The organism is Acidimicrobiales bacterium (assembly GCA_033344915.1).
Classification (GTDB): Bacteria; Actinomycetota; Acidimicrobiia; order Acidimicrobiales; family Aldehydirespiratoraceae; genus JAJRXC01.
The window spans coordinates 433776-459169 of the sequence record JAWPML010000001.1; the positions used below are offsets into that span (position 1 = coordinate 433776).

General features: G+C 69.5%; 25 protein-coding genes. 15 read left to right on the top strand and 10 right to left on the bottom strand.

Annotation, left to right across the window (positions count from 1 at the left end; genetic code table 11):
- The first annotated feature begins 17 nt into the window (after nucleotides 1–17).
- From gatC to gatB, 3 genes are read left to right on the top strand one after another with little or no spacing between them, the layout of a single operon-like run.
- Nucleotides 18–320, top strand: coding sequence for an Asp-tRNA(Asn)/Glu-tRNA(Gln) amidotransferase subunit GatC (gatC, locus tag R8F63_02050; GenBank protein MDW3217371.1), 303 nt, complete (start codon nucleotides 18–20; stop codon nucleotides 318–320).
- Nucleotides 317–1759 carry an Asp-tRNA(Asn)/Glu-tRNA(Gln) amidotransferase subunit GatA gene (gene gatA, locus R8F63_02055; GenBank protein MDW3217372.1) on the top strand — a complete coding sequence of 481 codons (1443 nt, stop codon included), beginning with the start codon at nucleotides 317–319 and terminating at the stop codon, nucleotides 1757–1759. The genes gatC and gatA overlap by 4 nt, the downstream gene beginning before the upstream one ends.
- Nucleotides 1756–3228, top strand: coding sequence for an Asp-tRNA(Asn)/Glu-tRNA(Gln) amidotransferase subunit GatB (gatB, locus tag R8F63_02060; protein ID MDW3217373.1), 1473 nt, complete (start codon nucleotides 1756–1758; stop codon nucleotides 3226–3228). The genes gatA and gatB overlap by 4 nt, the downstream gene beginning before the upstream one ends.
- A gap of 107 nt (nucleotides 3229–3335) precedes the next feature.
- On the opposite strand, the gene R8F63_02065 is transcribed toward gatB, so the two are convergent.
- A complete protein-coding gene (locus R8F63_02065) occupies nucleotides 3336–4670 on the bottom strand; it encodes an MATE family efflux transporter (protein ID MDW3217374.1) in 1335 nt (444 codons plus the stop codon).
- 95 nt (nucleotides 4671–4765) lie between these two features.
- Here R8F63_02065 and R8F63_02070 point away from each other — a divergent pair, with 95 nt between their 5' ends.
- Genes R8F63_02070 through R8F63_02080 form a run of 3 tightly spaced genes read left to right on the top strand, consistent with a single transcriptional unit; the run spans nucleotide 4766 to nucleotide 9928 of the window.
- Nucleotides 4766–6877 (top strand): acyltransferase family protein, encoded by a 2112-nt coding sequence (locus R8F63_02070; protein ID MDW3217375.1) that lies wholly within the window; start codon nucleotides 4766–4768, stop codon nucleotides 6875–6877.
- Nucleotides 6874–8952, top strand: coding sequence for an acyltransferase family protein (locus R8F63_02075; protein ID MDW3217376.1), 2079 nt, complete (start codon nucleotides 6874–6876; stop codon nucleotides 8950–8952). Before R8F63_02070 ends, R8F63_02075 begins: the two co-directional genes overlap by 4 nt.
- A gap of 16 nt (nucleotides 8953–8968) precedes the next feature.
- A complete protein-coding gene (locus R8F63_02080) occupies nucleotides 8969–9928 on the top strand; it encodes a methyltransferase (protein ID MDW3217377.1) in 960 nt (319 codons plus the stop codon).
- A 186-nt stretch (nucleotides 9929–10114) separates the two neighbouring features.
- On the opposite strand, the gene R8F63_02085 is transcribed toward R8F63_02080, so the two are convergent.
- Nucleotides 10115–10633: a hypothetical protein gene (locus R8F63_02085; GenBank protein ID MDW3217378.1), complete on the bottom strand. Its 519-nt coding sequence runs from the start codon at nucleotides 10631–10633 to the stop codon at nucleotides 10115–10117.
- A gap of 191 nt (nucleotides 10634–10824) precedes the next feature.
- On the opposite strand from R8F63_02085, the gene R8F63_02090 reads away from it, so the two are divergent.
- The 3 genes from R8F63_02090 (at nucleotide 10825) to ilvC (ending at nucleotide 14236) form a co-directional block, all read left to right on the top strand.
- Nucleotides 10825–12618 carry an acetolactate synthase large subunit gene (locus R8F63_02090; protein MDW3217379.1) on the top strand — a complete coding sequence of 598 codons (1794 nt, stop codon included), beginning with the start codon at nucleotides 10825–10827 and terminating at the stop codon, nucleotides 12616–12618.
- A gap of 3 nt (nucleotides 12619–12621) precedes the next feature.
- Complete coding sequence (gene ilvN / locus R8F63_02095; protein MDW3217380.1) at nucleotides 12622–13110, top strand: acetolactate synthase small subunit; 489 nt, start codon at nucleotides 12622–12624, stop codon at nucleotides 13108–13110.
- 91 nt (nucleotides 13111–13201) lie between these two features.
- Entirely contained in the window at nucleotides 13202–14236 is a 1035-nt protein-coding gene (ilvC, locus tag R8F63_02100; protein ID MDW3217381.1) for a ketol-acid reductoisomerase, read from the top strand.
- Between the two features lie 7 nt (nucleotides 14237–14243).
- On the opposite strand, the gene R8F63_02105 is transcribed toward ilvC, so the two are convergent.
- Nucleotides 14244–14636 carry a hypothetical protein gene (locus R8F63_02105; GenBank protein ID MDW3217382.1) on the bottom strand — a complete coding sequence of 131 codons (393 nt, stop codon included), beginning with the start codon at nucleotides 14634–14636 and terminating at the stop codon, nucleotides 14244–14246.
- A 43-nt stretch (nucleotides 14637–14679) separates the two neighbouring features.
- Here R8F63_02105 and R8F63_02110 point away from each other — a divergent pair, with 43 nt between their 5' ends.
- From R8F63_02110 to R8F63_02120, 3 genes are read left to right on the top strand one after another with little or no spacing between them, the layout of a single operon-like run.
- Entirely contained in the window at nucleotides 14680–15591 is a 912-nt protein-coding gene (locus R8F63_02110) for an ABC transporter ATP-binding protein (protein ID MDW3217383.1), read from the top strand.
- Nucleotides 15588–16418, top strand: coding sequence for an ABC transporter permease (locus tag R8F63_02115; GenBank protein ID MDW3217384.1), 831 nt, complete (start codon nucleotides 15588–15590; stop codon nucleotides 16416–16418). The genes R8F63_02110 and R8F63_02115 overlap by 4 nt, the downstream gene beginning before the upstream one ends.
- Before the next feature lie 38 nt (nucleotides 16419–16456).
- On the top strand, nucleotides 16457–17602 hold the full coding sequence (locus tag R8F63_02120) for a hypothetical protein (GenBank protein MDW3217385.1): 1146 nt from the start codon (nucleotides 16457–16459) through the stop codon (nucleotides 17600–17602).
- Here R8F63_02120 and R8F63_02125 read toward each other — a convergent pair.
- Nucleotides 17593–17931, bottom strand: coding sequence for a hypothetical protein (locus tag R8F63_02125; GenBank protein ID MDW3217386.1), 339 nt, complete (start codon nucleotides 17929–17931; stop codon nucleotides 17593–17595). The two genes, R8F63_02120 and R8F63_02125, sit on opposite strands and share 10 nt — an antisense overlap.
- A gap of 2 nt (nucleotides 17932–17933) precedes the next feature.
- A complete protein-coding gene (locus R8F63_02130; protein MDW3217387.1) occupies nucleotides 17934–18731 on the bottom strand; it encodes a hypothetical protein in 798 nt (265 codons plus the stop codon).
- A gap of 164 nt (nucleotides 18732–18895) precedes the next feature.
- Between R8F63_02130 and R8F63_02135 the strand changes: the two genes are divergently transcribed.
- The 3 genes from R8F63_02135 (at nucleotide 18896) to R8F63_02145 (ending at nucleotide 22043) form a co-directional block, all read left to right on the top strand.
- Nucleotides 18896–19543 carry a hypothetical protein gene (locus R8F63_02135; GenBank protein MDW3217388.1) on the top strand — a complete coding sequence of 216 codons (648 nt, stop codon included), beginning with the start codon at nucleotides 18896–18898 and terminating at the stop codon, nucleotides 19541–19543.
- A 51-nt stretch (nucleotides 19544–19594) separates the two neighbouring features.
- On the top strand, nucleotides 19595–20497 hold the full coding sequence (locus R8F63_02140; protein MDW3217389.1) for an alpha/beta hydrolase: 903 nt from the start codon (nucleotides 19595–19597) through the stop codon (nucleotides 20495–20497).
- A gap of 112 nt (nucleotides 20498–20609) precedes the next feature.
- Nucleotides 20610–22043 carry an aldehyde dehydrogenase family protein gene (locus tag R8F63_02145; protein ID MDW3217390.1) on the top strand — a complete coding sequence of 478 codons (1434 nt, stop codon included), beginning with the start codon at nucleotides 20610–20612 and terminating at the stop codon, nucleotides 22041–22043.
- A 41-nt stretch (nucleotides 22044–22084) separates the two neighbouring features.
- Here R8F63_02145 and R8F63_02150 read toward each other — a convergent pair whose 3' ends face one another.
- The 5 genes from R8F63_02150 to cofC form a co-directional block, all read right to left on the bottom strand.
- Nucleotides 22085–22810, bottom strand: a complete 726-nt coding sequence (locus R8F63_02150; GenBank protein ID MDW3217391.1) for a mechanosensitive ion channel family protein — start codon at nucleotides 22808–22810, stop codon at nucleotides 22085–22087.
- Nucleotides 22807–23115 carry a hypothetical protein gene (locus R8F63_02155; protein ID MDW3217392.1) on the bottom strand — a complete coding sequence of 103 codons (309 nt, stop codon included), beginning with the start codon at nucleotides 23113–23115 and terminating at the stop codon, nucleotides 22807–22809. The genes R8F63_02150 and R8F63_02155 overlap by 4 nt, the downstream gene beginning before the upstream one ends.
- Nucleotides 23112–23771: an RNA polymerase sigma factor gene (locus R8F63_02160; protein ID MDW3217393.1), complete on the bottom strand. Its 660-nt coding sequence runs from the start codon at nucleotides 23769–23771 to the stop codon at nucleotides 23112–23114. The genes R8F63_02155 and R8F63_02160 overlap by 4 nt, the downstream gene beginning before the upstream one ends.
- A 215-nt stretch (nucleotides 23772–23986) precedes the next feature.
- Nucleotides 23987–24718 (bottom strand): PIG-L family deacetylase, encoded by a 732-nt coding sequence (locus R8F63_02165; GenBank protein MDW3217394.1) that lies wholly within the window; start codon nucleotides 24716–24718, stop codon nucleotides 23987–23989.
- The gene (gene cofC / locus R8F63_02170) at nucleotides 24718–25311 is read right to left on the bottom strand and encodes a 2-phospho-L-lactate guanylyltransferase (GenBank protein MDW3217395.1); all 594 of its coding nucleotides are present in this window, start codon (nucleotides 25309–25311) and stop codon (nucleotides 24718–24720) included. Before cofC ends, R8F63_02165 begins: the two co-directional genes overlap by 1 nt.
- Nucleotides 25312–25394: the final 83 nt, after the last annotated feature.

The window sequence follows — 25394 nt, forward strand, 5'->3', positions numbered from 1 at the left end:
GCGTATCCTCTGTCTCCATGTCTGAACGAATCACCCGCGGCGACGTGGAGCACGTCGCCCGGTTGGCCCGCCTGGAGCTCACCGACGAGGAGATCGACCTCTTCACCGGCCAGCTCGGCGACATCCTCGAGCACGCGGCCGACATCGAGGCGCTCGACGTCGGCGACATCGCGCCGACCTCGCACCCGTTGCCGATCGTGAACGTGCTGCGCCCCGACGAACTCGTGCCGTCACTCGACCGTGACGAGGTGCTCGACCAGGCCCCGCTCGCGGAGTCCGGGCAGTTCCGGGTGCCGCCGGTGCTGGGGGAGGAGCCGTGAGCGCGCTCGACATCGCGGCCGCAGTGCGGGCCGGCGAGCGCCGCGCGGTCGATGTCCTCGACGAACACCTCGCCCGCATCGAAGCCGGCGACGGCGCCATCCACGCGTTCAACCTCGTGACCCCGGATGCGGCCCGCACGGAGGCCGAAGCGGTCGACGCGGCCGTCGCCCGGGGCGACGACCCGGGCCCGCTCGCCGGGGTGCCCGTCGCTCTGAAGGACAACATGTGCACGCGGGGCATCCCCACCACGTGTTCGTCGAAGATCCTGGAAGGCTGGCAGCCGCCCTACGACGCCACGGTCGTGACTCGACTCCGGGCGGCCGGCGCGGTCGCCGTCGGCAAGACGAACCTCGACGAGTTCGCGATGGGCTCGTCCACCGAGAACTCCGCCTTCGGCCCCACGCACAACCCGCGGGATCTCACCCGCGTGCCCGGCGGGTCGAGCGGGGGCACGGCGGCATCGGTCGCCGCCGACTTCACGCCCCTCGGGATCGGGAGCGACACGGGTGGATCGATCCGCCAGCCCGCCGCGTTCTGCGGTGTCGTCGGCATGAAGCCGACCTATGGCGCCGTCAGCCGCTACGGACTGATCGCCTTCGCCTCGTCGCTCGACCAGATCGGCCCGTTCGCGAACTCGGTGGCCGACGCCGCCGCGATGTTCGACGTGATCGCCGGGCCCGACCCGCTCGATTCCACGTCCATCCGGGACTACTCGCCGGGCGCGTCGAACGCGCTCGAGCGGGGCGTCGACGGCCTGCGGGTCGGCATCATCCGCGAGCTGTCCGGCGGGGCCGGCACCGTCGACGGCCTGTCGCCCGATGTGCTCGCCCGGACCCGGGAAGCGGTCGAGGCCCTCGCCGCGGCCGGCGCCACGGTCGAGGAGATCTCGGTGCCCTCCGCCACGCTCGGTCTCAGCGCCTACTACCTGGTCGCGCCGGCCGAAGCGTCCAGCAACCTCGCCCGCTACGACGGTGTGCGCTACGGCCTGCGGGTCGACGCGCCGACGACCGGGGAGATGAACACCGCCAGCCGCACCGCCGGGTTCGGACCCGAGGTGAAGCGGCGCATCATGCTCGGCACCTACGCCCTGTCGGCGGGCTACTACGACGCGTTCTACGGCAAGGCGCTGAAGGTGCGCACGATGATGCTGCGCGAGTTCGCCGAGGCCTACGAGAAGGTCGACGTGCTCGTCACGCCGACGGCGCCGACCACGGCGTTCCCGCTGGGGGAGCGGACGGCGGATCCGATGATGATGTACGTCAACGACGTCTGCACCATCCCCTCGAACCTCACCGGCCACCCCGGGATCTCGGTGCCGTACGGCGTCGGCGACGATGGTCTGCCGGTCGGCGTGCAGGTGCTCGCCCCGGCGCTCGGCGACGAACTGACGTTCCAGGTCGCCGCGGTGCTCGAAGCCGCCGCGGGAGGTGCGTCGTGACCGATTTCTTCGCCGATGCCGCCACGGACGACACGCCGATCGAACCGGCGCTGCCCGATGGATGGGAGCTGGTCGTCGGCCTCGAGGTGCACGTCGAGCTCGACACGGCCACCAAGCTGTTCTGCGGGTGTGCGAACCGCTTCGGGTCCGAGCCCAACACGAACGTCTGCCCGACCTGTCTCGGTCTGCCCGGCTCGCTGCCGGTCATGAACGAGCATGCCGTCGAGCTGGCGATGCGTCTCGGCCGTGCCCTCGGGTGCGACGTGAACCGTTCTGTCATGGCCAGGAAGAACTACTTCTACCCGGACATGCCGAAGGACTTCCAGACAACCCAGTACGACCAGCCGACCAACACGGACGGCCGCGTCGTGCTCGGTGACGGCTTCGTCGTCGGCATCGAGCGGGCTCACATCGAAGAGGACACCGGCAAGTCCACTCATGTCGGCGGTGGCGGTCGGATCAACGACGCCGAGTACTCGCTCGTGGACTACAACCGGGCCGGCGTCCCCCTCGTCGAGATCGTGAGCCGCCCGGATGTGCGGACGATCGAGCACGCCAAGGCCTATGTCGAGGAGTTGCGGGGAATCCTGCTCGCCACCGGCGTGTCCGACGCGCGGATGGAGGAAGGGTCGATGCGGGTCGACGCGAACGTGTCGGTGCGGCCCCACGGGTCCGCCGAACTGCGCACCCGCTGCGAGATCAAGAACATCAACTCGGTGCGTTCGCTCGGCCGCGCCATCGAATACGAGGCGCGCCGCCACATCGATCTGTGGACGAACGACGGCGCCCCCGATCAGGAGACCCGGCACTGGGACGAGGAGGGCGGACGCACCACGTCCGGTCGTTCGAAGGAGGACGCGGACGACTACCGCTACTTCCAGGAGCCCGATCTCGTTCCCCTCGAGCCGAGTGCCGAGACCATCGCCGCCATCGACGCGGCGATGCCACCGCTTCCGGCGGCTCGACGGGCCGCGCTCGTCGAGGCGTCGGGGGTCGACGCCAGCGCGGTCGGGATCGTGGTCGAACGCGGGCAGGACGGGTTGGCCCTGGCGGCCATCGAGGCAGGTGCGGACCCGGAGAAGGTCGTCACCCGACTCGTGAACGATCTCGCCGTCGAGGACTGGTCGAAGGTCGAGGGTGAGGCGTTCGCCGAGCTGATCCGCATGGAGTCCGCCGGCGAGCTGAGCGCCACGCAGGCCAAGCAGATCCTCGGCGACCTCGTCGAACAGGGCGGAAGTCCGGCCGATCACGCGGCCGCCCGTGGCTTCGAGGCGATGGACACCGGCGAGCTCGAGTCCCTCGTCGACCAGCTCATCGCCGACCATCCCGACGAATGGGCCCGTTTCACCGGCGCCGACGACGGCGACCGCAAGAAGATGCAGGGCTTCTTCACCGGCCAGATCATGAAGGCCACGAAGGGTCAGGCCGACGGCAAGGCCGTCGCCCAACTCCTCGCCCAGAAGTCCTAAAACCGGGAATCTCTGGTCACGAAAGGGTCGTTCCCAGGGGCCCTGGGCCGGCGATTTCGACCCTTTCGTGACCAGAGATTGCTCGGGGGTCAGAGATTCCTCGGGGGTCAGTGGCGGGTTGCGCCGGTGATCTGCCAGGCGGGGGTGCGGAAACGGAGGACGAGGGTGATCGCGCGGACGGTGATCCAGGCGTGGAGGCAGACCCAGAGCCAGCCGATGCCGGCGTCGACGGCAAGGACGAGGAGGGCGCCGCCGATCAGGACGACGGCCGCCGTCCACATCGCCCAGGCGAGGTAGCGGAGGTCACCGGCGCCGATGAGGACGCCGTCGAGCGCGAACACGACACCGGCGACCGGCTGGGCGAGCGCGACATGGATGAGCAGGAACGTCGTGAGCCCGAGCACGGCTGGGTCCTCGGTGAACACGTGGGGGAGCACGGGCGACGTCACCAGGACCAGGGCACCGAGCGCGGCACCGCAGGTGAGCCCCCACTGCGTCATGCGCCGCCCGAGGGCGCGGGCCCGTCGCGGGTCGCCGGCACCGAGTTCGCGGCCGATCATCGCCTGCGCGGCGATCGCCACAGCGTCGAGCGTCAGCGCCATGAGGTTCCAGATCTCGAACGCGATCTGGTGCGCCGCTAGGTCGTCGTCACCGATACGGGCGGCGACGGCGAGGGTGATGGTGAGCGACCCGCGCAGCGCCGCCGTGCGCAGGAACAGGTCGACGCCGTCTCCCGCGACCTCACGGATGACGGCCGCGTCCGGGCGCAGGCCGACGCCCTGTCGTGCGACGGCCTGACGGATCCACCAGACGAACACCCCGGCCGCCACCCACTGGGCGACGACGGTCGAGAGCGCGGAGGCGCCGATTCCCTGGTCGAACCCGTAGATCAGCACGAGTTCGAGCACGAGGTTGAGCAGGGCGGTCGCGAGCGCGACGTAGAACGGGCGGGCGGTGTCCTGGAGCCCGCGTAGGTACCCCACGCCGGCGAGGCCGATGAGCATCGCGGGCACGCCGAACAGGCTGATCCGGAGATAGACCTCCGCGTTCGCGGCGACCTCCCCCGTGCCGCCCATCGCCGAGATCAGCGACGGCCCGGCGGCCAGTCCGGCGAGGAGGAGGCCGACACCTACGAGGCCGGCGAGCCACAGCGACTGCACGGCCTGATGGGCGGCTCGGCGGTGCTCGCCGGCGCCGAGCAGGCGGGCGACCGCCGAGGTCGTCCCGTACGCGAGGAAGATGAAGACGGCGTGGCCGATCAGCAGCAGCGACGACGCGAGGGCGAGCCCGCCGAGTTGGGCGGTGCCGAGCCGACCGACGACCGCCGTGTCCGCGAGGATGTAGAGCGGTTCGGCGACCAGGGCTCCCAGAGCGGGGAAGGCGAGACGTAGAATCTCGCGGTCGTCGGGGGTCCACCACGCTCGACGACTCGGGGAGGCCATGGGGTCGCAGGGTATTGCCGTCTGGTTCGTAGCGGCGCCCGGGCCACTAGCGTCCCCACGACCCGGACCATGTTCGCCGCCGAGAGTGCCCTGCCGTGACCGACTCGCCCACCCAGACCGCGCCTGACGCGGCCGCGGCGCGCAAGCGGTTCAAGTACATCCCCGCGCTCGACGGCATGCGGGGGTTCTGGGTCGTCTTCGGGCCGCTGCTCTACCACGCCCGTCCCGAGAGCGTGCAGGGCGGTCCGGACATCCTGCCCGGCGGCATCCTCGGCGTGGACATGTTCTTCGTCCTCTCGAGCTACCTGATCACCGGGATCGCGCTCAACGAGATCGAGTCGACGGACCGGATCGACCTCGTCGCCTACGCGGGGCGACGGGTCCGGCGACTCTTCCCGGCGCTGTTCACGCTCATCGCCTTCCTCGCCCTGTACCTGGCGCTGAGCGATCCCGATCTCGTTCCCCGTTGGACGGGTGCGATGGTGTCGGCGCTGCTCTACGTCGCCAACTGGTACGAGATCGGCAGTGGCGTCGACTACTTCGAGCAGTGGACCAACCCGTCGCCGCTGAAGCACGTCTGGTCGTTCTCGATCGAGGAACAGTTCTATCTCTTCGCGCCCCTGTTCATCATCGCCCTGCACCGCTGGTTCCCCAGCCGGTTCCGGCAGGCCCTGCTGATCACCTCGGTAGCGGGCGCCCTGCTCTCGGCCTGGTGGATGTCACGGGTCCACACCGACGTCGACTCGATCAGTCGGGCGTACTACGGCACCGACACCCGGGCCCAGGCGTTCTTCGTGGGCATCGCGATGGCCGTCATGGTGCGCATGTGGGGACCCGTCCGCAGCGCGCTCAACAGCAGGCTCGTCGCCGTCCTCGCCTACCCCGCGACGATCTGGTTCTTCTGGGCGGTCACGAACGTGTCGGAGCGCGATGCGTGGATGTTCGACCAGGGCGGATTCCTGCTCGCCGCGGTGATGTCGGCGATCATCCTCCACGGACTGTCGCAGGACGCGCCGTGGAGCCCGCTGCACCGGATCTTCGAGTCGCGGCCGTTCATCTACGTCGGCCGGATCAGCTACGGGCTGTACCTGTACCACTGGCCGGTGTACCTGCTCGTCACCCGCGAGCGGGCGAGCCGGTGGACGGGCATCGAGGATCCGAGCGGCTACGTCCTGCTCGCGATCCATCTGGTGATCACCTTCATGGTGGCCATCGCGTCGTTCCACCTGATCGAGCAGCCGTTCACGAAACGGCGGTTCCCCTGGACCGGCGTCTCGCTCGACATGCGCAATGGCGCGCTGGCCGGCGCGATCGCCATCATCGCCATCCTCGGCGGACTGCTCTGGGCGAACAGCGACCGTCCGAACGACATCGAGCAGGTGATCATCGAGGTGCCGGTCGAAGCCGACGACGAGGTCGACTTCGGACGCGACGACATCGCGGGCGCGGACGTCGGCGAAGGGATCGACAACGACGCCGCGCTGAACGCGGACGACACCGACGCGCCCCGGATCCTCGTCGTGGGCGATTCGGTGATGGCGCAGATCGGCTGGGCGCTGCACCTCTACGGCGAGGACACGGACGCCGATGTCGTCGTGTTCAACGAGAGCCACCTCGGCTGTGGCGTCGTGCGCTACGGCGACAAGCGGGTGAACGAGACGGACGAGGGTCCCGTGGGCGACGTCTGTTCGAACTGGAACGTGCCGGTCGCTCCGCACGAGGTCGCGGCCGCCGAGGTCATCTCCTGGCCGACCGCCATCGAGCTGTTCCGCCCCGATGTCGTGCTCGCCCATGTGTCGTCGTGGGACGTCGCCGACCGCATCGTGCCGGGCGTGGCGGAGGACTGGGTGTCCATCGGCGACCCGGCCTACGACGCCTACGTGCTCGACGAGTACACGCTCGCCAACGAGGTGCTGACGGCCTCGGGCGCGGACGTCTACTGGATGATGTCGCCGTACCTGAACCGGGGACTGCTCCCCGAGGACCACCGGGACCGGGTCGACGGGATCAATGCCCTCGTCACCGAGTCGATCGAGGCCGTCGTCGCCGAGACCGGGGCGTCCATCACGCAGATCGACTATCCGGGTTGGATCGGCCCCGTCGGCGAGGCGCGCGACGCCGACCTGCGCGATGACGGTGTGCACCTCACCCAGGCCGGGCTCGACGAGATCGCGCCGTGGCTCCTCGCGGCGATGGGTCTCACGTGACGGCACCCGAGCGGCCCCGCTTCCGCTACATCCCAACCTTCGACGGGATGCGGGGCTTCTGGGTGATCATGGGGCCGCTGCTGTACCACGCCCGTCCGTCGTCGATCCAGGGCGGCCCCGACATCGTGCCGGGTGGCATCCTCAGCCTCGACCTCTTCTTCGTGCTGTCGAGCTACCTCATCGTGAGCATCGCGCTGAGGGAGTGGGACGGCACCGGCGGCATCGATCTGGGGGCCTACGCCGGCCGCCGGGTGCGACGACTGTTCCCCGCACTGTTCCTCGTGCTGGGGTTCCTCAGCATCTATCTCGCGATCGTGAGCGATCCCGAGATCGTGGATCGCTGGACGGGGGCGATCGTGTCGGCGCTGACCTACAGCGCGAACTGGCACGAGATCGCCGCCGATGTCTCGTACTTCGAGCAGTTCGGCGCGCCGTCGCCGTTGAAGCACGTCTGGTCGTTCGCGATCGAGGAGCAGTTCTACCTGTTCGCGCCCCTGTTCATCATCGCCGGACTGCGGTGGGGCGGCCGTCGCGGCCGGGAGATCCTGCTGGCGTTGTCGGTCGCCGGCGCGCTCGCGTCCGCCTGGTGGATGACCCGCGTCCATGTCGAGGGAGAGGACCCGAGCCGCGCCTACTACGGCACCGACACCCGGGCCCAGGCGCTGTTCGTCGGCATCGCGATGGCGCTGGCGATCAATCTGTACGGGTCGCCCCGCACCCGACTCGGCACGCGGCTCGCCGCGCTGCTGGCGTATCCCGCCACCGCGCTGCACCTCTGGGCCGTGCTCACCGTGAGCGAGCGCGACGCGTGGCTCTTCGAGAACGGCGGGTTCCTGCTGATCGCGGTGGCCGCCGGTGTGGCGATGTTCGGCATGGCCCAGGACGCACCGTGGAGCCCGCTACACCGACTGTTCGCGTCGCTGCCGTTCCGCTACGCCGGGCGGATCAGCTACGGCCTGTACCTCTATCACTGGCCGATCTACCTGTTGGTGACGCCGGGGCGGGCCGGCGCCCTGTTCGGCGTGGACAATGTCACCGGCTACCCGCTCCTCGCCTTCCACCTCACGCTCACCGTGCTGGTGTCGGTGGCGTCCTTCCACCTGATCGAGCAGCCCTTCGTCAAGCGCACGTGGCCGTTCTCGTTCCGGCCGCTCGTGCCGTCGACCGCCTGGTTCGCCGGGGCCGGCGCCGTGGTGGTGATCCTCGGTGGGCTCCTCCTCGCCTACACGCGGGTGCCGCCGGAGATCGTCGAACGCATCGTGATCGTCGACGAGGCCGCCGCGGAGCCCGTGGACGGGCTGGGCGCGTCGCCCGCCGAATCCGACATCGGTGCCGAGGTCGACGGCGTGCCCGACGAGGGTGACGGCACGGTGCGCATCCTGACGGTCGGCGACTCGGTCGTCGACCAGATCGGGGTCGCCCTCGTCGACTGGACGCTCGAGAACCCGGACGCCGGCATCGTGGCGTTCAACGAAGCCCACATCGGTTGCGGAACCATCCGGGAGGGCCTGAAGCGGGTGCCCGAAGGGCTCGAGGGGCCGGTGGGGGACATCTGCTCGGACTGGGCCGACCCGGTCGATCCCGCTGTGGTGACCGAGTACAACGTCGTCTCGTGGCCGACGATCCTCGAGGAGTTCCGACCTCACATCGTGATCACCCACGTGTCGCCGTGGGACGTGACGGATCGGCTCGTGCCCGGACTCAACGACGACCAGTGGACCCACGTCGGCGAGCCGGTCTTCGACGACTACGCGCGATCGGAGTTCACCGAGGCGATCGATCTGCTCACCAGCACCGGTGCGTCGCTCTACATCCTCGAAGGGGCAGCGCTGAACCGCGAGGTCACGCCGCAGAACGACCCCGCCCGCATCGAGTCGCTCAACGCGCTGGTGGGGGACGTGGCCGATGCCGCCGGAGATGACGTCCTCATGCTGGACTATCCGTCCTTCATCGGGCCGGTCGGGAGCGATCAGGAACTCTCCCGCCGCGACGACGGGGTGCACCTGAGCGACCGGGGCATCGACGAGGTCCTGCCGTGGCTCTTCGAGCAGATCGGTGTGGACGCGTCGGGCTGACCTACGCTCGACGGCCATGGACGTCGCCGCGGCAGCCCGCTCGCTGAACGAAGTCGCCTACGGCTACATCGGCTCGTGGTCGTTGCTCACCGCGAGCAACCTCGGACTGTTCGACCGGTTGCCGGCCCGCGTCGACGATCTGGTCGACGAGTATCCCGATCGCGGGCTCACCGCGACCTGGCTGACCGTGCTCGCGGACAACGACGTCGTGGTCGAGGACGACGGTGTGTGGTCGCTGGCCCCGGGAATGGACGTCCTGCTCACGGGCGAGGGCTCCTACGCGGAATACCTCGGCGGACAGATCATCGATCAGGTGGCGCCTCGTCTTCTGCTCGGCCGCCCGGGGATCAACGAACTCGCCACCGTGCTGCGGGACCCGACCGGCCGCGGGGGCTACGAGGCGTGGTTCGCGGACGATGCGGAGGCTCGTGCCTATCAGGCGTCGCAGTTCGCCGGGTCGGTGCTGCCCGGGCGGGGGATCGCCCGAGCGATTGAACCGACGGGCCCGGTGCTCGACCTGGGTGGCGGCTGGGGCGCGGTGGCGGCCGCCATCGCGGCGCGTCACGACGTGGCGGTCGACGTCGTCGATCTCGAACCCGTGGTCGCGTCGGCTCCGCCGCAGGACGGTGTGCGGTACCTGCCCGGCAGCGCCCTCGACGCGTCGACCTGGCCGGACGGCGACTACGACGGCGTCGTGCTCAGCTACCTGCTGTCCTCGGTGCCCGGCGAGTTCCACCAGCCGCTCTTCGACCAGCTCGCCGCGCGCGGCGTCCGTTGGGTCGCCGTCCACGACTTCCTGCTCGGCGGGGGCGCACTCGCCGCCGCCTGGTCACTGCAGCATGCGGTCTTCGTCCCCGACCATGTCAGCCGCACCATCGACGAGGTCGGCGCCATGCTCACGTCCTGCGGCTTCACCGTCGCCGACCGCCGGCCGCTCGTCGACGACATGACGACCCTCGTCCTCGCCTCCACCTGACCGGCTCCAGGGGAATCTCTGGTCACCAAAGGGTCGAGTTCCGGGCCGAAACCCTGGAATCTCTGGTCACGAAAGGGTCGTACCTGGCGCCCGTGGTCGCGCCTTTCGTGCACAGAGATTGCTCGTGGGGCCCGATGTCGGGCTGATCGCCGCGCCTTTGGTGCCCAGAGATTGCTCGGAGGTGGGTCACCAGTGGCCGGAGGCGCGGGCGGCGTCGGTCATCCACTCGGTGCGGCCCGCCCGGGCTGCGGACGAGCTGATCGCGAGGAGGTCGTCGGCCACGGGCAGTCGATGTTCGTCGGGGATCTCGTGGGGCGGACGGGGCGCCAGTGCGAGACGGGGAAGGCGGGCGAGTGCGGCGTCGCGAGCTGTGTCGTCGTCGCCGTACCACGCGGGGTCGTTGACCTGGGCCCACTTGTCGGCCCCCATCACCACGACGTCGTAGCCGCGGGAGATGTCGGCGATCAGTTGCGCCTCGGTGACGACGACGCCGAGTCCGTCGATCTCCTCGATCGACGCCCGAATCACATGGATGCGCTGAGCCAGCGTGGGACGGGCGACATCATCCTTGCCGAGGGCGACCGCGCTGATCGCGAGATCGACGCGGCTCAGCCCGTGGGTGTCGCGCGCCGCGAGGGCGATCTCGACGTGGGCCCGGGTCGGCGGGTTGAACGAGCCGGGATAGACGCCGATCCGGGAGGACATCGAACCACCCTATTTCCAACCGCGTTGCCATTCGCCCGCCCAGTGGTCATACTCGTGCCCGTGAACACGTCGCTCGCCCCCGTCCTCGTAGTAGGCCTCGGCTAGCGCACGTTCGCGACCAGAATTTCTCCGGAATCGTGCGCCTCGACCTCCCCAAGGGAGGTCGTTTCGTTTTTTCCGACCATACTTCCGTGTCCAAGCAAGCAATGAGCACAGCCATGAGCGACAACCAGCAGATCTCGGGCGGCGAGGCCCTCGTCAAGAGCCTCGAGCACGAAGGCGTCTCCTCCATCTTCGGCTACCCGGGCGGCGCGATCCTTCCCGTCTACGACCCGATCATCGACAGCTCGATCCGTCACATCCTCGTGCGCCACGAGCAGGGCGCCGGCCACATGGCCGAGGGCTACGCGCACGCCACCGGAGAGCCGGGCGTCGCCATGGTCACGTCCGGCCCGGGCGCGACGAACGTCGTCACGCCGCTGGCCGACGCGTTCCTCGACTCGGTCCCGATGGTCTGCATCACCGGCCAGGTGCCGTACGCGGCGATCGGCACCGACGCCTTCCAGGAGTGCGACACCACCGGCATCACGATGGCGGTCACGAAGCACAACTTCCTCGTGACCGAGGCGCAGGACATCCCTCGCATCATCCACGAGGCGTTCCACATCGCGACGACCGGGCGCCCGGGGCCCGTGCTCGTCGACATCCCGAAGGACATCGTCGACCCGACGAACCCCCGCTCGGCGATGAACTGGTACACGGCCACCGATGCCGACATGGAACTGCCCGGCTACTCCCCCCAGATGGAGGGCGATCGGGAGCTGATCCGCCAGGCCGCCGAACTCATTCGCGATGCCGAGCGCCCGGTGCTCTATGTCGGTGGCGGCGTTCTCAAGGCCCGCGCCGCGGAAGCTCTCATGGAGCTGGCGGAGATGGTGCAGATCCCGGTCGTCACGACGTTGATGGCCCGCGGTGCCTTCCCCGACAGCCACGAACTCTGCCTGGGCATGCCCGGCATGCACGGCAACTACACCGCCGTCACCGCGATGCAGCAGAGCGATCTGCTGATCTCGCTCGGCGCCCGCTTCGACGACCGCGTCACCGGCAAGCTGGACGGATTCGCGCCCGACGCCAAGATCATCCACGTCGACATCGACGCAGCCGAGCTCGGCAAGGTCCGTCAGTACAACGTCGGCATCCAGGGCGACTGCCGCGTCGTCATCGAGGGCATCAACCATGCCCTGCGCGATCTCGGCGGCACCGAGGCGCAGGCCGACCGCAGCGCCTGGCGGTCGACGGTGTCGGGCTGGCAGGAGAAGTTCCCGCTCACCTACGAGCAGTCGGCCGCGGGCGACAAGCTCAAGCCCCAGTACGTCATCGAGGAGCTGCGCGACGGCAACCCGGCCGACACGATCGTTGCGTCAGGCGTCGGTCAGCACCAGATGTACGCCAGCCAGTGGTGGAAGTTCGATCACCCGTACACGTGGGTGAACTCCGGGGGCCTCGGCACCATGGGGTTCTCCATCCCCGCCGCCATCGGGGCCAAGGTCGGCAAGCCCGACAGCCGGGTCTGGGCGGTCGATGGTGACGGGTGCTTCCAGATGACCGCGCAGGAGCTCGTCACCGCCTCGGTCGAGAACATCCCGATCAAGGTGGCCCTGCTCAACAACTCGTATCTCGGCATGGTCCGCCAGTGGCAGGAGATGTTCTACGAGGAGCGCTACAGCGAGGTCTACCTCCAGGAGCGGGTGCCGGACTACGTGAAGTGGGCCGAAGCCATGGGCTGCGCCGCGATCCGCGTCGAGGCGCCCGAAGAGGTCGCTCCGGCGATCGCCAAGGCGAACGAGATCAATGACCGTCCGGTCGTCGTCGAGTTCGTCACCGATGCAGGGGAGAACGTGTTCCCGATGGTGCCGGCCGGCAAGTCGAACAGCGAGGTCGTCGTCGACCCGACCCAGCAGCACCTGCTCGGCGGGGAGGGCTGACCAATGGCGGAGCGTTTCCACACCATCGTCACGACGGTCGAGAACAAGCCGGGCGTCCTCGCCCGCGTCGCCGGGCTCTTCAGCCGGCGCGGCTTCAACATCGAGTCACTCGCCGTCGCTCCCACCGACGACGACCGGTTCAGCCGCATCACCTTCACGGTCGACGTCGAATCGGCGCCGCTCGAACAGGTGGTGAAGCAGCTCAACAAGTTGATCAACGTCGTCGAGATCCGCGAGCTCGACCCGGAGAAGTCCGTGTCGCGCGAACTCATGCTGGTGACGGTCTCGGCCGACGCCACCCATCGCAAGGAGCTCATGGAGCTCATCGACGACTGGCGGGCCTACGTCCTCAACGAGAACACCGAGCAGATCATGCTGTCGTTCTCCGCTCGCCCGGCCCGCCTCGAAGAATTCGAAGAGAAGTTGCGCCCGTTCGGCATCGCCGAGATCCAGCGCACCGGCCGAGTGGCCCTCCAGTCCCTCGCCGACTAGTCCCAGTCCATGCTTCTGTGAGTAGAACCCAGCACCAGGTGCTGACTTCTACTCACAGAACGAAATCCACCAACGAGAAGAAGGTTCTGCTGTGGCGAACATCTACTACGAGAAGGACGTCGACCGTTCCGCGATCGCCGACCGCAAGGTCGCGATTCTCGGCTACGGCTCACAGGGCCATGCCCACGCCCTCAACCTGAAGGAGTCGGGCATCGACGTGCGCGTCGGCCTGCGTGAGGGCTCCGGCTCGGTCGCCAAGGCCGAGGCCGCCGGCCTCACCGTGCGCTCGATCGCCGACGCGACGGCCGAGGCCGACGTCGTCATGATGCTCATGCCCGACACCGAGATGGCGGAGATCTACGAACAGCACGTGGCCCCGAACCTCCAGGAGGGTGACGCCCTCTTCTTCGCCCACGGCTTCAACATCCGCTTCGACCTGATCGACCCGGCCGACAACCTCGACGTGTGCATGGTCGCCCCGAAGGGTCCGGGCCACCTCGTGCGTCGCACCTACACCGAGGGCGGCGGCGTGCCGGCGCTCATCGCGGTGGAGCAGGACGCCTCCGGCGGCGCCAAGGCGCTCGCCCTCGCCTACGCGGACGCCATCGGCGGCGCCCGCGCGGGCGTGATCGAGACCACCTTCACCGAGGAGACCGAGACGGATCTCTTCGGCGAGCAGGCCGTGCTCTGCGGTGGCACCACCCGCCTCGTGCAGGCCGGATTCGAGACGCTCATCGAGGCCGGCTACCAGCCCGAGGTCGCGTACTTCGAGTGCCTCCACGAGCTGAAGCTCATCGTCGATCTCATGTACGAGGAGGGCATCGCCGGGATGCGCTACTCGGTGTCCGACACCGCGGAGTGGGGCGATCTCACCAGCGGTCCCCGCGTCGTCACCGACGACACCAAGGCGACCATGAAGCAGCTGCTCACCGAGATCCAGGACGGCACGTTCGCCGCCAACTGGGTCGCCGAGAGCCGCTCCGGTCGCGAGACGTTCCACGCCCTCGAGCAGGCTGGTCACGACCACCCGATCGAGAAGGTCGGCAAGGAGCTGCGCGCGATGATGCCGTGGATCTCCGCGGGCAAGCAGTCCGTCGCCGAGACGTCCGGCGGCCAGGGAATGTAGGTCGGGCCTACGGGAACAGCCCGCGGGTCAGCCAGAGCAGGTGGAGGAACGCGGCGATCGCGATCGGACCGACGAAGGTGACGAGCAGCAGGATCGTGGTGCGCCGGATCCACAACGGCCGGTCGACGAATCGACGCTGGTGGAACGCGGCGTCGAGCGCCTCGGCCTCGTGATCCGGTGGCCGGTCGTCCGACAGCACGGCTCGGGCGTGGTCGACGATCTCGTCCATCACGACCAGCTGGAAGACCCGCTCGGTGACGTGATGGGGGGCGACCGACGCCGCCGGGTCGCCCATCACGACCGACTCGAGACCGGCGTCCGCGAGCCGGGCCTTGGCCAGGTCCGCGTCGAACTGCGCACCGAATTCGGCGACGATCGACCTTCCCGGGAGTGGGCGCATGCCACAACAGTAGGGTGACCCGGATGCCAACGAGCGACGAGCCATGAGCGCGGTGATCGAGGTCCGTGACCTCGTGAAGACCTACGGCGACACGCGGGCGGTCGACGGGCTGTCGTTCTCGGTCGAGGAGGGTGAGGTCTTCGCCATCCTCGGGCCGAACGGGGCCGGAAAGTCCACGACGGTCGAGGTGCTCGAAGGGCATCGGACCCGCACGTCCGGAGAGGTCACCGTGCTCGGGGTGGACCCCGGCACCGCCGGATCGAGCTTCCGCGATCGGCTCGGCATCGTGCTCCAGTCCGCCGGTATCGACCGCGAACTCACGGTGCGGGAGGTGCTCGAGTACTACCGCACGGCCTACAGCCGTCCCCGCGAGGTCGACGAGCTCATCGACCTCGTCGAGCTCGGCGAGAAGGCGGACGACCGGGTCGGCACCCTCTCGGGTGGACAGCAGCGCCGGGTCGATCTCGCGCTCGGCCTCATCGGCGACCCGGACCTGATCTTCCTCGACGAGCCGACGACGGGATTCGACCCGGCGGCCCGGCGTCGCAGCTGGGAGCTCATCCGCAACCTGACCTCGCTCGGCCGCACCGTCGTGCTCACCACGCACTATCTCGACGAGGCCGAGAACCTCGCCGATCGCGTCGCCGTGCTCGCCGGCGGTCGGATCGTCGCGGCGGGCACGCCGGCCGCGCTGCGTGATTCCCTCGGCGAGGGCACCCGCATCAGCTTCGAACTCCCCGCCGTTGACGGTTCGCTCAGCTCGTTGCTCGACCCGCTCCAGGGCACGAGTCGGGGACGGGACCGCCGCATCGAGATCACGACCAACGCGCCGACGGCCGACCTCGCCCACGTCACTGCCTGGGCCGTCTCGCGGGGGGTCGAGCTCGGCGGGCTGCAGGTCACGTCCACCGAGCTGGAGGACGTCTATCTCCAGCTGGTGGGGGAGGGCGCATGAGCCGGAACCTCCGACTGCTCGTCCAGCAGGTGCGCGCCCAGAACCGCTTCTTCTGGCGGGTGCCGGTGGGCGCGTTCTTCACCCTGATCCTGCCCATCATCATGCTCGTCCTCTTCGTCGCCCTGTTCGGCAACGACATCGACTTCGACGGCCCCACCGGGGCGTCGGTGAGCGCCGCCCAGTTCTACACACCGGCCCTGGCCGTCTTCGCCGTCGGCTCCGCGACCTACACGAACATCGCGATCAACCTCTCCACCCGCCGCGAGGACGGCATCCTGCGGCGGGTGCGGGGCACGCCGCTGCCCCCGTGGGTCTACATGGCCGGCGCGATCCTCTCCGCGGTGTGGATAGCCCTGGTGTCGGCGACGATCATGGTCCTGCTCGGCGTCGTCGCCTACGACGTCAACATCGAGCTGGCGAAGGTGCCGGCGATGGTCGTCGCGTTCGCCGTCGGATCGGCCACGTTCGCCACTCTCGGCGTGGCACTCGCCGGCGTGGCCCGGTCGGCGTCGTCGGCATCCGCGCTCGCCAACGCGACGATCCTCCCGATGGCGTTCATCTCCAACATCTTCATCGACCTCGGTTCGGACCCGCCCCGCTGGCTGCGCATCGCGGCCGACCTGCTGCCGCTCAAGCACTTCGGGGTCGCCTTCTCCGAGGCGATGAACCCGTGGTCGGAGGCGCCCGCGTTCGTCTGGGACCGTCTCGGCGTCCTGGCGCTCTGGCTCGTCGTCGGTGCGCTGGTCGCCCGCCGGCGGTTCCGCTGGGACCCCCTTCCCGGATCCACCGGACGCTCGACCAGGCGCACGCGGCGCGTCGACGCCTGAGCTGGCGCCGCCCGGAACGAACTGCGAACCTGCCGGACATGGTCCTCAGCAAGTTCGACGATTTCCCGATCCATCAGACACCCGATCCGATCGCGCATCCGGCGAGCAGCGACAAGGACGTCTACGAGCGCTACTGGTTCAACGGCTACTCCCGCGCCGGTGACATGTACCTCGGCATCGGCACCGCGCTCTACCCGCACCTCGGGATCCAGGACTGTGGCATCTCGGTCGTCTGGGAGGGCCGCCAGTACGCGTTCCACGCGTCCGCCCGCGCCACGCCCGAGCCGAGCGAACTCCGAGTCGGTCCGTTCAACATCGACATCTTCGAGCCCATGAAATCCCTCCGCGTCACGCTCGATGCGAACGAGACGGACTGGACGTGTGACCTCCTCTGGGAAGGCCGCACCGGCAACGTCGAGGAACCCCGCCACCACTTCGGCAGCGGCGGGCTCCGCAAGACGATGGACACGACGCGGTTCGCCCAGCTCGGCCACTGGTCGGGCTGGATCGAGTTCGAGGGCAACCGGCTCGAGCTCGACCGGGCGCAGACGTGGGGCACCAAGGACCGCTCGTGGGGGATCCGTCCACTCGTCGGCGGCGACACTCGCGGGGCGCCGAGTCCGCCGAACCCCAACGGTGGCCTCTTCTTCCTGTGGGCACCGATCAACTTCGACGATCTGTGCCTGCACTACCAGCTGTTCGAGGACTGGAAGGGCCGGCCGCTCTTCAACGTCGGCGCGAAGCTGCCGGTCTACGACTCGGTCGACGACCTTCCCGGCGTCGAGGACGAGGCGGCCGAACACATGCGGGCGCTCGAGCACCAACTGTCGTTCAAGTCCGGCAGCCGGATGGTGAAGGAGGCGACGATCGCGATGACGTCGATCGACAGTGGTGAGCGCCACGAGGTGCATCTCGAACCGATCTTCACCTACCGGATGAAGGGCATCGGCTACATGCACCCGACGTGGGTCCACGGCCAGTGGCACGGCGAGCTCGCGATGGAAAGTGAATCGTGGGCGCTCGCCGACGTCGACGAGACGGTGTACGAGAACCAGCACGTGCAGCATCTCGTGCGGGCGACCTACGGGGATCGTGTCGGCATCGGCGTGCTCGAACAGGTCATGCTCGGGCCGTACCGGCCCTACGGCCTCGAGGGCGCGTTCAGCGCCCCGAGCTACGACTGATCGAGCAGCCGGTCGGGCACCGGCAGGTTCGTGATCCAACGGTCGAACGGACCGTCGTCGAACTCGATCACGCTTCCGGGCGCCTTGCCCCGCACGATCACGAACGACTTCGATCCTCGCTTGCGCCAGGTGCCGAGCAGGAGTCGACGGGGCACGCCGGTGCCCGGCGCCCGCAGCCCCCGCACCTCGGCGTAGGCATTGTCGACGGCGCGTGCCGCGCGGATCGCCGAGATCGGCATCCGCAGCTCGCCGAAATGGAACGCGCCCAGCCGTTCGCCGCGGGTGAGCTCCAGCACGATCGAGTCGCCGTCGAAGTGGTACGCCGCCATGGTCAGCTCGTCGGGTAGTCGGGCGGGCGGGTCGTGGTGGTCGGCACGACCACCGGATAGGTCGGCCCGCTGCGCAGGAAGTCGCGGATCTCGGCCGACCCCTCGATGCCCTCGCCGGAGACGGCGTCGAGTCCGAGAACGCCGGGGATCGTGTCGACGTCGACCACGTAGGCGAACACCTGCACGTCGGTGGGGCCGTCGAGCAACGGGACCGAGGTCTGGCTTCCGTCGCCGTGCTCGATCGTGAGACGGATCACGCTCGCGTCGGCTCGGCCCCACAGGTAGCCGATCGTCTTGTCGCCGTCGACGGTGCCGACATCGACGCTGAGGCCGCTGTCCATGTCGTCCAGTCCGCCGGATGGGGAGAGACAGGACGTGAGCCCCTCGCCGAGTGCGGCCGCCTCGTCCGGATCGGCATGGGTGAGCTCGGCATCGAAGCAGAGGGACGCGCCGTCGCTGGAGAGCTCCCAGGTCGCGGTGAGGCCGGCCGCCGTGGTGACGGTGCCGTCGGCGAGCACGCCCGTGGGGCCGGCCGGTGGCTGGGTGGTCGACGGTGCCGCGGTCGTCGTGGTGGGGTTCGCTGGCGCGCCGCCGGTCGTGGTCGTGGTGGGGGCGTCGTCCTCGCCGGCATCGTCTTCGCCGGCATCGTCGCCGGTGTCGTCCTCGCCCCCGTCGTCGGCCGGACCCGCCGTGGTGGTCGTGGACGACGGGTCGTCCTCGGGGTCGGCGCCGGAGTCGTCGCCGCACGCTGCGAGCAGCAGGGCAGCGGTGAGCAGGGGGATCAGGAGTCGGGTCCGCACGGACGTCACGATACGCACCGTTTCTTCCCGTGCGCTGTCATAGATCGGCGGTCGTGCGGCGTCGTAGGGGTGTCGGCTCGCTGCGGTGGGCTGATCCGGTGCCCGGACGATCCGGGGTGGGCGTTCACCGGTCTCGAGTCATCACCCAGGAGTCCACCCCGTTCATGCGACGTTTCCTCGTCTTCCTCTGCATCCTCTCGACTGCCGCCGTCGGCGCGTGGGCGCTGCCCGCGGGTCATGCCGACACCTCGCTCGACGCGGCGGCCGCCGGGGGCGACGCTCCCGCCACGCTGGATCCGCTCGAGGAGCCGCGTCTGTCGGCTTCGTCGGCCGCGCGCGAGCTGCCGCCACTCGAGGCGCACCCGATCGATCCGGTCGTCGCCCCGCAGGAGACCGCGCCCGCGTCGGAGCCGGTCGTGCCGGCGAGCGACGGACCGCAGCACCTGAGCCACGAGGTGACACCGGCCGCCGACAGCGACCCAGCCCCGATCGTCACCACGACCACCGCGGCACCGACCACGACGACCGCGGCGCCGGTGGTGACCGTCGCCTTCACGGCCGGCCAGGCGTACGGCTCGTGCGGTGAGAACGTGCCGTACGACATCTTCAGTGGCGCCGCCAGCCCCGGATCGACCATCACCATCTCGTCGCCGTACGGCTCCGGGACGACGACTGCCGACGGCCACGGCCACTGGGAGCGCACGGTCGAGTTCCCGTCGGCGCCCCGCGGCGAGACGTTCTCGGTGTCGGTGAGCGGTCTCGGTGGCTCGAAGACGTTCAGCTTCACCGCGACGGGCGGCTCGCACGGCTGAGCGGGGCCGGGCTTCTGGTCCGGTCCGACCGGGCCGGGTACGGTCCCGGCCGTGAGCGAGACCCCGGCCTACGACGAGTTCGGCCTGTTCCACGAGAACGCGGCCGAGTACGACCTTCCCTTCGATTCGGCTCCCGTCGTGCGGCGGGAGACGATCGCGCTGGAGCGGGGCATCGACCTCTCGGCGCTCGTGTGGGGCGACGCCGACCCGGAGCTCGTCCTCATCCACGGCGGCGCCCAGAACGCGCACACGTGGGACACCGTCGCCATGAAGCTCGGGCGCCCACTGGTGGCGATCGACCTCCCCGGCCACGGTCACAGCGACCACCGTCCCGAACACGACTACCTGCCGACCACGATGGCTGATGACGTTGCCCAGGCGGTCCGCCGGCTGGCGCCGAACGCCGAGGCCGTCATCGGGATGTCGCTCGGCGGCATGACCGCGATCTGTCTCGCGGCGGACCATCCCGAGCTCGTCAAGCGTCTCGGGGTCGTGGACGTCACGCCGGGAACGGATCACGCGAAGGCCGAGCCGATCATCACGTTCGTGGACGGACCCGAGTACTTCGCCGACTTCGCCGAGATCCTCGCCCGCACCGTCGAGTACAACCCGGGGCGCAGCGAGTCGTCCCTGCGTCGCGGCATCCTCCACAACGCCTACGAGATGGACGACGGCCGTTGGACCTGGCGCTACGACCGGATGCGGGACTGGAAGATCGGCGGCGACGACGCACCGTCGTTCGATGACCTGTGGGACAAGGTCGACCAGGTCAAGGTGCCGATCACCCTCTGGCAGGGCGGCAAGTGGAGCGTCATCGGTGACGAGGACGTCGAGGAATGGCTGAAGCGGCGCCCCGACACGATCCACATCGTCGTCGACGGAGCGGGTCACTCGATCCAGGGCGACAAGCCCATGGAAATGGCCGCCCTCATCGAGGATCTCCTGGCGAGATGAGACGGCGGGGTCAGAGTCCCGTCCCACCTTCGACCGGCGGTCCGACCTTCCCACGAACGCGTCGCGGGCGGTAGCGTCGCATCAGCCCGCCATCCCAGCAACGGAGCACATCGTGATCAGCGAGAACACCGGCAAGTTCTACATCGACGGAGCCTGGGTGGAGCCCAGTACCGACACCACGCTCGAGGTGATCAACCCGGCGACCGAGGAGCCCATCGCGTCGATCGCGATGGGAGGGGCCGCAGACGTCGACGCGGCCGTTGCCGCGGCGAAGGCCGCCTTCGACACCTGGTCGCTGAGCACCAAGGAGGAGCGGTTGACGATCCTCAACAAGGTGGTGGAGCTCATCGGGGCCCGGGCCGAGGACCTCGCCAACGTGATCAGCGCCGAGATGGGCGCGCCCGGCTTCCTCGCGAAGGCGGCCCAGGCACCGACCGGCCTGATGCACTTCCTCACGACCGCCGGAATCCTGGAGAACTTCGAGTTCGAGGAAGAACTCGGCACGACGCTGCTCGTGAAGGAGCCGGTCGGCGTGGTCGGGATGATCACGCCGTGGAACTGGCCGCTGAACCAGATCGCCTGCAAGGTGGCCCCGGCCCTGGCCGCCGGTTGCACCATGGTCCTGAAGCCGTCGGAGGTCGCCCCGCTCAACGCCCTGTTGCTCGCGGAGATCCTCGATGAAGCCGGTGTGCCGGCCGGCGTGTTCAACCTGGTGAACGGGGACGGGCCTACCGTCGGCTCGCATCTCTCCGCGCACCCGGATGTCGACATGATGTCGTTCACCGGCTCGACCCGCGCCGGGATCGAAGTCGCCCGCAACGCCGCCGACACCGTGAAGCGGGTGGCCCAGGAGCTCGGCGGCAAGTCCGCCAACATCATCCTCGACGACGCCGACTTCGCCACCGCAGTCGCCCGCGATGCCGGCGGCATGTGCGTGAACTCCGGTCAGTCCTGCAACGCCGCGACCCGGATGCTGGTGCCGATGGCTCGCATGGACGAGGCGAAGGAGATCGCGCGGGCCGCGATGGAGGGCATCGTCGTGGGCGATCCGTCGAGCGATGCCACCACGATCGGTCCTGTCGTGTCGGAGCTGCAGTGGAACCGCATCCAGTCGCTCATCCAGGTCGGCATCGACGAGGGTGCGACCCTCGTCACGGGTGGCCTGGGTCGTCCCGACGGCCTCGAGAAGGGCTATTACGTGCGGCCCACGCTGTTCGCAGATGTCACGAACGACATGCGGATCGCGCAGGAGGAGATCTTCGGCCCAGTGCTCGTCCTGATCGGCTACGAGGACGAGGATCATGCGGTCCAGATCGCCAACGACACGGTCTACGGCTTGTCCGGCTACATCTCCGGCAGCCCCGAACGGGCGCTCGCCGTCGCCAAGCGGATCCGTACGGGGATGATGCACGTCAACGGTGCCCAGCTGGACTTCAACGCACCGTTCGGCGGCTACAAGCGCTCGGGCAACGGACGCGAATGGGGCCTGCTCGGGCTCGAGGACTTCCTCGAGACCAAGGCCATCATGGGCGCCGTCGCCGGCTGACCGAGCGAGGTGGGACGGGACTCTGACCCCGGCGTCTCAACTCAGGGATCGGCGCGGGTGATGCCGATGACGGCGTCGAGGAGCGCGGTGTAGGGGACGAGGACGCGGCGGCCGTCGGCCGTCTCGATCTCGGCCTTCACCGTGTGGAGCTCGACGATGGTGCCGGTCGCAGCCTCGGTGTCGACGGCGTCGCCGACGGCGAGCACTCGACGCAGGGCGCGGCTCGCGGCGACCTCGGAGGCCACCGGGCCCGAGCCCGAGTAGGCCACCAGGGCGACCGTGAGGGCGATCCCGAAGAACAGCGCGGCCGCCGCGATCGTGAGGATCTGGGTGTCGACGCCGAGTTGGTTGGCGGCGATCAGCGCGCCCATGAACAGGATCGCGCCCCGCACCGTCGGTGGGACCCGTCGGCGCACCGCCGGCGAGACGTGACCGAGTGAGCGCTCGAGCGCCGCGACGATGAACGTCGCCGCGATGTTGGCGACGATCAACACGATCGCCGCGGACAGCGCGCGGGGCACATAGTCGATGAAGTCGTTGGGGAGATCGTCGACGGCGGCGTCATCGACGAAGCCGAGCGCCGTGATCAGGCCGACGATCACCGCGGCGGCGAAGAACAGGCTCGCGATCGCGCCCGCCGCCTCTCGCACCGGCTCCGGTCGACGTTCGCGGCTGAGCACGCCGCGGACGATCCGGGCGAGGATGCTGCCGACGACGATCCCCGCGGCCGCGGCGATGGCGGCGCCGATCCAGTTCGGGTCGTTCATGCGTCGTCCTCCATCATCAGTGACCGCACCGTACCCAGCGGAACCCCCATCAGCTCGAGGAGGAGCTGCAGGTCTTCGCGAGCACGCATGGTCTCGGTCATTCGGGCGCCGAGGCGTTGGACGAGGTCGTCCGGGGCTCGCAGCGAGCGGTTGAGCGCCTGCGTCAGGTCCGGCAGGGGCGCGGCGAGCTCCTCGAGTCGGTTGGCGCACCGGTCGCATCCGGCGACGTGGGCGTCGACGTCGTCCGGATCGCCGTCGTCGAGCCAGCGCTGGAGCGAGCGGGCGGACGGATGGAACCACCTCATGGCTTCCACCCCTCGAGCGCGGCGGCGAGGACTCGGCGGGCCCGGAGCAGGCGCGTCTTCACCGTGGGGAGAGGCACCTCGAGCACCTGCGAGATCTCCTCGTAGGACAGGCCCTCGACTTCGCGGAGCACGACGACGCTTCGGCTCAGCTCGTCGAGCTCGCCGAGCGCATCCTGGAACGCTCCGGCCGAGACGCGATCCTCGACCCGTGCTTCCACCGTGAGGTGGTCGGGTACCGGCGCTTCGGGGAGGTCCATCGGGTCGAGGTGGACGTCGCGGCGCCGACGCAATGCCGAGATGGCGGTGTTGTGGGCGATCCGCAGCAACCAGTTCTTCAGCGGGGCGTCGCCGCGGAACGTCGGGAGCGCCTGCCACGCCTTCAGCAGGGCGTCCTGGGCGACGTCCTCGGCCAGCTCGTGGTTGCGGGTGACGGACAGCGCGACGCGATAGACGGCGTCGGCGTGGCGCCGGCTCAACGCCGCCAAGGCCTCGGCCGGCTCCATGGCGAGGATGTCCGCGTCGGGACGGTTCGATCGGCGGGGCGGCGGCGCGCCGGACCCCGACGCCGGGGACGGTGCCGCGACAGGGTCGAGCGAGCTCGCGAGCGACAGCAGCGAGTCCCACCAGGCTCGGTGTGGGAGCAGTGCTGCCGTCATGGCGTTCCCGACGCACGACGCGGGTGCCGGGTCGCGAAAGAAATCCCGCGACCAACGGCCGGGTCCGGGCGTCGGGACGGACGCGGGGCGAGGCCGGAACACTGATCGCAACCCGGCCATCGTCGCAGAGAACGTCGGCTGCGGCACCACCCAACCCGCCAACGCAGCCGATCAGTCGGTGGGGTGTCTCTCCGGAGGCACCCCACTGGCGCTCTTCAACCGGCGGGGTCGAGGCGGCGGAACGCCTCGGCCAGGGCGACGCCGGCCGCACGACCGTGGCGGCGGGCCTTCGCCCGGGTGCGTTGGCGGAACGCGTCGGCTTGCGAGCCGTCGTCGTCGGCGTCGACCTTCATCGTGGTCTCGAACTGACTCTCGTGGGCCAGCAGGGCCTGGACCTTCGCTTCGAGGTGCGCGTCGTCGATCCGCTCGCAGACGTCGGGTTCCTCGCACTCGAACAGCAGCAGGTGGTCCGGCCGGTGATGGGGCACGTCGTGTTCGCGGTGGTAGTGCGGGTCGCGGGCCGCGACCACGGCGTCGACGGTGAGGAAGCCCGCGTTTCGATGATCCGGGTGCATCCGCCACCGACGCCACGGGTCGTGACCGAGGACGACGGAAGGTCGGAGTTCGCGCACGATTCGGGCCACGGCGCTGCGGTTGTCGACGGTGTTGGCCAGTTCGCCGTCCTCCACGCCGAGGAACCGAACCTCGCCGGTGATGCCCAGCCGACGGGCGGCCTCGTGTTGCTCGCGCTGGCGGCGGGCGATCAGCGCGTCGGTGTCGGCGTCGACGTCCCAGGTGCCCTTGCGGCCGTCGGTGCAGACGAGCATGTGGCACGTCGCGCCGGCCGCTGACCACTTGGCGAGGGTGGCGCCACACTCGAACTCGATGTCGTCGGGGTGCGCCGCGATCGCGAGGGCGCCGGCGGGGACGGGGAGGTCGACGCGCATCAGCGCGCCTCCTGCTCGACGACGGCGCGCCACTCCGCGGGGAGATCGGCGGGATCGTCGACGTCCCAGGCGAGATCAGGGTCGTCGACGACCGTGAGCCCGAGGCCGCACCGTTCGGCCTCCGCCTGATGGGCCGCGAACGAGCCGGGGCCGTACTGGAAGACGAAACCGGCGCGGGTGGGCACGCTCAGGACGTTGGACCCGTCCCGCGCCCGGTCGGGGGCGATCAGTACACCGTCGCCGTCGAGCGGGGCGAGTGATGCGGCCGCGGGGAGGTCGGCGTGGGCGATGATCGCCCGCTCGTGGCCGTCGGCGGCAACCGCGGCGACCGCGGCGGTGACACACGGGTTGAGCCCGCGGACGCCGGGGTCGAGCACGCCGGCCCGCGTCGCCTGGGCCCACTCGGCCACCTCGAGGTCGTCCGTGACGATCATCGTCGGGAACGGATCGGCTGCGGCCACGACCCGCTCCGCCATCCAGATCGCGAGGCGGCGGCGCTGGTCGAGGTCGAGCGCCCCGGCGAGACGAGTCTTCATGTCGTCGAACGACCGAATCGGAATGAGGACGATCGTGCCCAGCGACGCGTTGCTCACGGTGCGACGAGTCTAGGGCCGGGCCGCGTCAGCGGAACTCGTCGATCACGGTGGCGAACGTCTCCAGCGCGCCCGGGTGACCG